This window comes from Ginsengibacter sp. (genome assembly GCF_057362405.1).
Map to the genome: position 1 here is coordinate 1 of NZ_JBMQQG010000190.1, position 9,427 is coordinate 9,427.

Genomic DNA, 9,427 nt, shown 5'->3' on the forward strand with positions numbered 1-9,427 from the left:
AGGAATGTTAGGGCGGCCGCTCTTGGCGCAGAAGATATGAAGGTAAGCAGGGTTTGGGTCCACAAAATAAGGAAGTAGAATGAAATAAATTTCGTTAAATGAATTATCATTTACCCATACATGTTATGAATAAATTATCTTATTATGTTTAGAAACTATTTCAAAATCGCCTGGCGCAATGTAAAACGCCATAAAGCCTATTCAGCAATTAATATTCTTGGATTATCTATTGGCATTGCAACCTGTTTAATCATTTTGCAATATGTTTCGTTTCAATTGAGTTACGAAAATTTCCAGGTGAATAGGAACCAAATCTACCGCGTACAGCAAGACAGGTATGATAACGGTAAGCTGAGCACACAATGGGCTGCAGGCGCTTTTGGCGTGGGTAACGCCTTTAAGGACGCTATACCCGAAGTTGAAGATTACGTGAAGCTCGTTCAAAACGGAAAGGTTACGGCCGACGTTCAGCATCAACCGGTAAAAATAGAAAAAGTATTTTTTGCCAGTGCTTCATTTTTTAAAATATTTACTTACCCTTTAATTGCAGGCGATAAGAATACAGCATTAAGAGAACCTTTTAAAGCAGCGATTTCAGCAACCACTGCAAAAAAGATTTTTGGAACTACGAATGTTATTGGTAAGCAATTAGAACTGAATCGCAACAGCAATTATGTAATAACTGCCGTTTATCAGGATGCACCTCAGAATACGCAGATCAAACCGGATGTGCTTCTTTCGTATGCAACGTTTGTAAAATGGAATAGTGATTCCAGTGGTAACGGTCCTGAAACAGCGTGGGAATGGGATGGTTGCTTAACTTACCTGCAATTGAGAAAAGATGCTGATCCGAAGAAGGTTGAAAAAAAATTTCCTCCAATCGTTGATAAATTTGTTGGCGCTGATATGAAGAAATATAATTCGGCTGTCACCTACCATCTTCAACCTTTAAAAGATATTCATCTTTATTCGCACTATATGATGGAGCCGGGTGAAACCAGCGATGGTAAAACGGTTTACCTGTTATTAGGAATTGCATTTTTTATTGTTGTAATCGCGTGGGTCAATTATATTAACCTTGCCACAGCAAGAGCGATAACCCGTGCAAGAGAGGTGGGCGTGCGCAAAGCAATCGGCTCGCAACGAAGACAACTGGTCGTACAGTTTCTGGCGGAATCGGCATTAATAAATGGTATAGCATTGGTGATTGCATTATTAATTGTCGTGCTTGCTATACCGGGTTTTAATAAATTATCAGGGCAGGAATTGGCGCTATCATTATTCATGGCAGGAAATTTCTGGATTGATCTCGCTGCATTATTTGTTGTTGGTGTCTTTTTTTCAGGTCTTTATCCCGCGTTTGTATTGTCAGGGTTTAAACCTATAGATGTATTAAAAGGAAAAATGAGTGGCACCGGGCAGGGTGCCTGGTTACGAAAATCTTTGGTTGTTTTTCAATTTGCAGCCTCCCTGTTTTTATTAGTTGGAACCGTTACTGTTTACAAACAGATACAATTTATGCGTAAACAATCCCTGGGTGTGAATATTGACCAGACACTGGTCATATCACCACCAACAGTTGGTACGGATTCTACTTTTCTTCAAAGGAAGACGGCATTTAAGGAAGAGATGAGCCGTCAATCTTCCGTAAGAGATGTTACAGTTTCGACAAATGTACCCGGTGAAGCCGTTGGCTGGAATGCCGGTGGAATAAAGCTTGTAGGCCAGGATGAATCAAAGCAGAAACAATACCGCGTAATTGGGATTGATTATGATTACATGAAAACTTACGGCCTGAAAACAATTGCGGGTCGTACGTTCTCAAAAGATTTTGGTTCCGACGACAGTGCGGTAATGTTTACGAGAAAGGCGGTGGACTTGTTAGGTTTTGATAAGCCGGAAGAGGCAGTGAACAAGCGAATTGATTTTTGGGGAAGGCGATATACCATTATTGGGGTAACAGAAAATTTTCACCAGCAATCTTTACATGAGAATTACGATGCATTGATCTTTCGTTTAATCCGTGGTGTTAACGGGCCGGTTTCCATAAGGGTAGATGCAGCCAATGCAAAGCATGTAATTGAAGTGGCCAGGGCGGAATGGAATAAATTTTTTCCGGGCAATACATTCGAATATTTCTTTCTTGATGATCACTTTAACGATCAGTATAAAGCAGATCAACGTTTCGGCCAGGTATTTATGTTATTTACATGTCTTGCCATTTTCATTGCCTGTCTTGGCTTATTTGGCCTGGCGTCATTCACAACGCTCCAGCGCACCAAGGAAATTGGTATTCGAAAAGTATTGGGAGCTTCCGTTGGTACCATCTTAAACTTACTGTACCGCGAATTCGTTTTTTTGTTACTGATCGCTTTTTTAATTGCAACCCCACTGGCCTGGTTAATGACGTCTGACTGGCTGCAGGGATATGCATTTCGCGTTGATCTTCGCTGGACATATTTTGTGTTGCCTTTTGCGCTGATTGTTGGTATTGCATTTATGGCAGTTGGCTTTCAGTCTGTAAAAGCGGCAATAGCAAATCCTGCGAAATCGTTACGCACTGAGTGAACGAAAAAGTGCCGGGCCTGCAGGCAGGATAATGTGCTGAAGACATCGCCGCAGATCCTGAGTCCGTTAGTATTTTAAATTTTATCAGGTAGATAACGACATAGGTTAAACGAAAAAAATAAAAACACGCATGTTCAAAAACTATTTCAAAATTGCCTGGCGCAATCTTATTAAAAATAAAATTTACTCTGTTATTAATATTCTTGGGCTTGCAACAGGAATGGCAGTTGCCTTATTGATAGCATTATGGATTTGGGATGAGGTTACCTTCAATGATTATCACAGCAATCACAAGCACCTTGCTCAAATAATGACAACATTTTTTGATGATAAAAATAAAGCGGAAACCGGGCAGGCGGTGGCTATGCCGCTGGGTGAGGAACTGAGGACAAAATATGCCAGCGACTTTAAAAATGTATCTATGGCATCCTGGAATTTTGGCCATGTGCTCGTTGTTGGAGAAACGAAAATTACGGGCCAGGGTATGTGGGTGGAGGCGAATTTTCCTTCCATGTTTTCGCTTAAGATGAAAGCGGGTAATATCAATGCCCTCGGTGACCCTTCTTCGGTGCTCTTAAGTGCGTCTATTGCAAAAGCATTGTTTGGTAATACCGATCCTATTAATAAAACAGTAAAGTTTGATAATAAAATGGACTTTAAAGTCGCCGGCGTTTTTGAAGATTTCCCCCGCAATACCACCTTGTACGATTCAAAATTATTTCTGCCGTGGAAAAAATATATAACTACAGAGGATTGGCTCAAAAACGCAGCAACACAATGGAATAATCATTCGTGGCAGGCTTTTGCAGAGGTAAACACTAATGAAAATATTGATAAAGTATCCGCGAAGATTAAGATGGCGTCTATGGTGCATAAGAATGCGGCTACAGACGGCAAGGAAGAACTTGTATTACAGCCGATGGATAAGTGGAGGCTTTACAGTGAGTTTAAGAATGGTAAAGCAACAGGAGGTCGTATTCAATTTATCTGGCTGTTTTCGATTATCGGTGTTTTTGTTTTGCTGCTTGCCTGCATCAACTTTATGAATCTATCAACCGCACGGAGCGAAAAAAGAGCTAAAGAAGTCGGCATTCGCAAAACGGTAGGTTCCGAGCGAAAGCAATTGATCAGCCAGTTCCTGAGCGAATCTGTTTTGGTAGCATTCGTTTCGCTGGTACTTGCTTTATTATTGGTAATGCTGCTGATGCCATTGTTTAATAAACTGGCAGATAAAGATATCAGCCTGCCATGGAGTAATGGTATCTTTTGGTCGTTAATTTTGGTTTTCACTTTTATAACAGGCGTAGTTTCGGGTAGCTATCCGGCATTTTACCTTTCCAAATTCGAACCCATCAAAGTATTGAAGGGAACATTTCGTGCCGGAAGATTTGCTTCGTTGCCCCGCAAAATATTAGTGGTAATTCAATTCACTTTTTCCATTGCGCTGATTATAGGCACCATCATTGTTTTCAAACAAATTCAGTATGCTAAAAACAGGCCTGTTAATTATAAGAGTGAAGGGCTGATCTCTATTAATATGTCAACACCTGATTTGTATGGACACTACGATGCCATAAGAAATGATTTACTGAGTACGGGAGTAGTAGACGACATGGCTGAATCTTCAAGTCCTACAACAGGTGTATGGTCAAACCAGATTGGGTTTAACTGGCAGGGCAAAGATCCTAATACGCTTCCTGTTTTTGGAACCATTGCTGTAACAAGGGATTTTGGTAAAACCATTGGATGGAAAATAAAGGAGGGTCGCGACTTCTCCAAAGATTTTGCGACCGATAGCCTGGCAATGATATTAAATGAATCTGCCGTGAAGCAGGTAGGCATGAAGCAGGATATTGTGGGACAAACCATTCAGTTCAATGATAAAAGCTATAAGGTTATTGGCGTGATAAAAGATATGATTATGGAATCGCCGTACGAACCTGTGAAGCCTACTGTTTTTTTCTATAACCCCGATTGGGCGAATATAATAACGGTGAGTATTAAGCCCGGCGTTCCTGTTCGAGGTGCATTAAGTAAAATACAGGCTGTATTTAAAAAATACAATCCCGGCGCTCCATTCGACTATACTTTCAACGATGAAGATTATGCAAAGAAATTTTCTGATGAACAACGTATAGGTGACCTGGCAACTTTCTTTACCATCCTCGCTGTTTTTATTTCATGCTTAGGATTGTTTGGGTTGGCATCATTTGTTGCCGAACAACGCAAAAAAGAAATCGGTGTGCGCAAAGTGTTGGGCGCATCCGTATTTAATTTATGGAAAATGCTATCGAAGGAGTTTGCATTGTTGGTTATTATTTCTTGTTTTATCGCCATACCGTTAGCCTGGTATTATTTACATCAGTGGATCATTCAATATGATTACCGAACAGATATATCGTGGTGGGTATTTGTGATTTCAGGGGCCGGAGCCTTTGTGGTAACGATATTAACAGTGAGCTTCCAGGCAATAAAAGCGGCAATTGCCAACCCGGTGAAGAGTTTGAGAACGGAATAGTAAAATGCAAAATATTCTTGTTTTTCTTTGACGCAAAAAAAAGAACATGTTTAAAAATCATTTGCAGATTGCAATCAGGAACATTTTAAAAAGAAAGGGCTACACTATTTTTAATATTGTTGGGCTTGCAATTGGTATAGCATGTTGCCTGCTTATTTTTCAGTATGTAGCTTATCAAAAAAGTTATGACAGGTTTAATAAAAATGTAAATGATATTGTTCGCCTTCGGCTCGATTTGCATGACCAGGGAAAACTTACCATGCAATCTGCAACCGTATTCGCGGGAGTAGCGCCCCTGTTGAAAAAAGATTTACCCGAAGTTGAAAATTATTGTCGTTTAATTGATACAAGAATTTCGTGGCAGGGAAGTGATCCTGTACAAAACAGCATTGTATTTTCTAACGAAGAGAAAATCCTGCCTGCCGGACAGGCAGGTATTAAAGCGATTGAAAATAAAGGCTACTATACTGAACAGTCTTTTCTCAATATGTTTACGTTACATATTATTCAAGGAGATAAGAATACTTTATTAGATGCGCCTGATAAGATTGTTTTGTCGGAAACGCTTGCGAAAAAATATTTTGGAAGCCATGAAGCCGTCGGCAAACAAATAACTGTTTTGGAAGGCGGTTATAAATATAGTTACCTCGTGACAGGCGTATTCGAAGATTATCCCACCAACTCACATCTTTCGTTTGACTACCTGGTTTCTTATCCAACTTTTGTAAACATGATCAAACGGCTCGGGCCAAAAGGCGTAGACCCCGAAACAACCCTGGGCTGGTATGATTATTATGTTTACCTCCGGTTATATCCGGGCTTTGATCAAAAAAAACTGGATGCAAAACTGGTGGCATTCGCTGATAAATATTTGAATAATGAATACTTCAAATCGCACAACAATCGTGAGGATCTTTATTCAATGCCTTTAAAAGATATTCATCTTTATTCCCATTATAATGAAGAGGCAGGTATAAATGGCGATGGTAAATCTGTGTCGTTTCTTTTTTTAATTGCATTCCTGATCCTCATCATTGCCTGGGTCAATTACACCAATCTTGCAACAGCACGTTCTTTGGAAAGGGCCAAAGAAGTTGGGATAAGAAAAGTGTTGGGAGCTTTAAGAAAAAATTTGATGATGCAGTTCTTAACGGAAAGTTTTTTATTAAATTTTGCCGCCGTTATTATTGCGGTATCCGTTGCATTTATTTGTACACCGTCGTTCAATCATCTTATTGGCAGCACCTCTGAAAAAGGATTTTACTTAACAACACCCTACTTGTTTGGCTTCGTTGGCTTATTTATTACGGGAACATTGGCGTCTGGTTTGTATCCTGCGTTTGTTTTATCAGGCTTTCATCCAATTGCTGTGTTGAAAGGTTTATTTAAAAATTCAAACAGCGGAATGTTGATCAGGAAGGGATTGATTATTGGTCAGTTTGCAACTTCCATTATTTTGATTGCAGGAACGATCATTATTTACCAGCAGGTAAATTTTATGCGGAATCAAAAGTTGGGCGCCGATATCAGCCAAACATTAATATTAAACGGGCCCGGTGAAAAGCAGGACAGTACCTACACAACATCTTACCAGGCCTTTAAAAATGAAATATTGAGAATAAACGGTGTTAAAAATATTGCCGCATCATCGGGTGTTATGGGTAAAGAAATTTACATGACCAATGGTGCCGTTCTTGTTAATTCAAAAGATAAAAATCCGGTAACGGTGTATACATTATACGTCGATGCGGATTTTCTTTCTTCTTATAAAATGCAATTCAAAGCCGGCCGAAATTTTGAACCAAACAATCCCAATGATAAAAAGACGGTAGTGCTGAGTGAAGAAGCTGTAAAGCTGCTGGGAATTGATGATCTGGGAAAAGCAATTAACCAGGCGATCTATAATTATAACGATACATTCAAAATTACCGGTGTTGTTGCCAACTATCATCAATTAGGTTTGAATAGGTCTATGTTACCGGTGGTGTTTGTTCCCAGGCCTGAGATTAATAATTATTATTCTGTAAAATTTGAAACAGGTAATGTACACCAAACCGTTGCATCCGTTGAAAAAGCCTGGAATAATTTTTTTCCGCAAAATCCTTTCAGTTACTATTTTTTAGACGATAGTTACAATGAGCAATATAAAGCCGACGATCAGTTTGGTAAAGTATTCGGATTATTTTCAGTTCTTGCCATCATCATTGCATGTTTTGGGTTATTTAGTTTATCAGCTTTCAATGTATTACAACGCACAAAAGAAATCGGTATACGAAAAGTATTAGGAGCACCGGTGAGCAACATTATTTATGTGCTGGCAAAAGATTTTATGCTGCTGGTAATTGTTGCATTTTTTATTGCCGTACCTGTTACATGGTTTGTGATGAATAATTGGCTGCACGATTTTGCCTACCGTATTTCAATTAACTGGTGGATATTTCTAATTGCAGGTATTACAGCTGTGTTGATCGCGTTGTTGACGATCAGCTTTCAATCAATAAAAGCGGCAATAGCCAATCCTGTGAAGAGTCTGAGAACCGAGTAAACATAACGGGGTAACATAAACGATTAAACGCTAAAATATAAAATATGTTTAAAAATTATTTTAAAACGGCCTTTAAGGTTTTTACCCGTAACAAAGCATTTACTGCCATTAATGTGCTGGGGTTATCAATCGGTATAAGCGCATCGCTTATCATTTTCCTCATTGTGCAATTTGAATTCGGTTATGATAAAGTTGAAACAGGTGCACAGCGAATTTACCGCGTAGTGATGGACTTTAAATTTAATGGCAACGACGGGCATTCGGCTGCGGTTATGGCACCATTGGGCGCCGCCATACAAAGTGAAGTCACGGGCGTTGAGGCCACTGTTCCGGTAATGCAATTCCAGGGTGATGCAACTGCAAAGGTGAGTATCGAGAGAAAAGGATCATCGCAACCGGTAGTCATTAAAAAGCAACCGGGCATTGTTTTTACCAACCCGCAATATTTTTCATTGTTGCCATATCATTGGCTGGCTGGCTCACCGGAATCGTCTTTAAAAAACCCATTTAATGTGGTTTTGAGCGAAAGCAGGGCTAGACAATATTTTCCGTCCGGCAGTGTTGCTGATGTAGTTGGTAAACAAATAAGATACAACGATGATTTTACCGCAACGGTTTCAGGCGTTGTAAAAGATTTGAATGCACGGACTTCATTTAATGGAGTTGAGTTTATTTCACTTGCTACCATTTCTCAAACGCACCTGCAGCAGGATTTTATGATGAACACGTGGAACGACTGGATGGGCTACTCGCACTTGTATATAAAGTTGGCAAAAAACACCACCGCTGCAAGTGCTGAAAGGCAATTAAACGGGCTGATGAATAAATACAATAAAGATGCTAATAAAGACGCTGCTAATACCATGGCGTTTCACCTGCAACCTTTGAGCGATGTTCATTTTAATAGTTTATATGCCGACTTCGATCAGCGAATTGCGCATAAGCCAACGATGTATGGATTGTTTGCAGTGGCCGCCTTTCTGTTATTGCTTGCCTGCATCAATTTTATCAATCTTACCACGGCTAATGCTGCGCATCGTGCCAAAGAAATTGGTATCCGCAAAACAATGGGTGGTTCCAGGAAACAACTCATCTTCCAGTTTTTAAGTGAAACATTTTTATTAACCGCCGCCGGTTGCTTTATATCATTTTGCTTAGCTCCATTGCTGCTTAATTTATTTGCCGGCTTTATTCCGCCCGGCTTACAATTTCAACCGTTTCAGCAACCTTATATCTTTTTATTTTTATTTATACTGGCTCTGTTGGTAAGTGTTCTTTCCGGTTTATACCCCGCATTTATTTTGTCAGGATATAAGCCTGTAAATGTTTTAAAGAGCCAGTCGTTCACGGGCAGTAATGAAACGAGGCATGCCTGGATAAGAAAGACACTTACGGTATCACAATTTGTGATTGCGCAGTTTTTTGTAATTGCTACCGTTATGGTTAGCAAACAAATTAATTATTCTTTAAATGCCGATATGGGTTTCCGAAAAGATGCCATATTGAGCTTCGATGTACCACGCCAGGATACGGTTGCCAGTCACCGCACCCGGTTGTTGAATGAAATAAAATCAATTCCCGGGGTGCAGATGGCAAGCAGGGGCTTTTTAACTCCCGCTGATAAAGGCGCTGCCTTTACTGATATAAAATATACCGGCGCTGCTAATGAAAACAAAGAAAGCGTACAGTTAAGGTGGGGCGATACGAGTTACCTGGAACTATTTAATATTAAATTACTGGCGGGAAGAAATGTTCAGGAAAGTGATACTGTCAAAGAATTTTTGATTAACGAAACG

General features: G+C 39.8%; 4 protein-coding genes. All 4 read left to right on the top strand.

The window, feature by feature from the left end; all coding sequences use genetic code 11:
- Positions 1–144: 144 nt before the first annotated feature.
- On the top strand, positions 145–2,568 hold the full coding sequence (locus ACO1O5_RS16510; protein WP_486272154.1) for an ABC transporter permease: 2,424 nt from the start codon (positions 145–147) through the stop codon (positions 2,566–2,568).
- Positions 2,569–2,698: 130 nt separating this feature from the next.
- Positions 2,699–5,086, top strand: a complete 2,388-nt coding sequence (locus ACO1O5_RS16515; RefSeq protein ID WP_486272156.1) for an ABC transporter permease — start codon at positions 2,699–2,701, stop codon at positions 5,084–5,086.
- A gap of 46 nt (positions 5,087–5,132) precedes the next feature.
- Positions 5,133–7,631, top strand: coding sequence for an ABC transporter permease (locus ACO1O5_RS16520; protein WP_486272157.1), 2,499 nt, complete (start codon positions 5,133–5,135; stop codon positions 7,629–7,631).
- Positions 7,632–7,675: 44 nt separating this feature from the next.
- Positions 7,676–9,427: ABC transporter permease (locus tag ACO1O5_RS16525; RefSeq protein ID WP_486272159.1), on the top strand; the 1,752-nt coding region annotated here is incomplete at its 3' end.

Coding starts and splice junctions, on each gene's coding strand:
- ACO1O5_RS16510 (WP_486272154.1), top strand. CDS start 145: ATGTTTAGAAACTATTTCAAAATCGCCTGGCGCAATGTAAAACGCCAT.
- ACO1O5_RS16515 (WP_486272156.1), top strand. CDS start 2,699: ATGTTCAAAAACTATTTCAAAATTGCCTGGCGCAATCTTATTAAAAAT.
- ACO1O5_RS16520 (WP_486272157.1), top strand. CDS start 5,133: ATGTTTAAAAATCATTTGCAGATTGCAATCAGGAACATTTTAAAAAGA.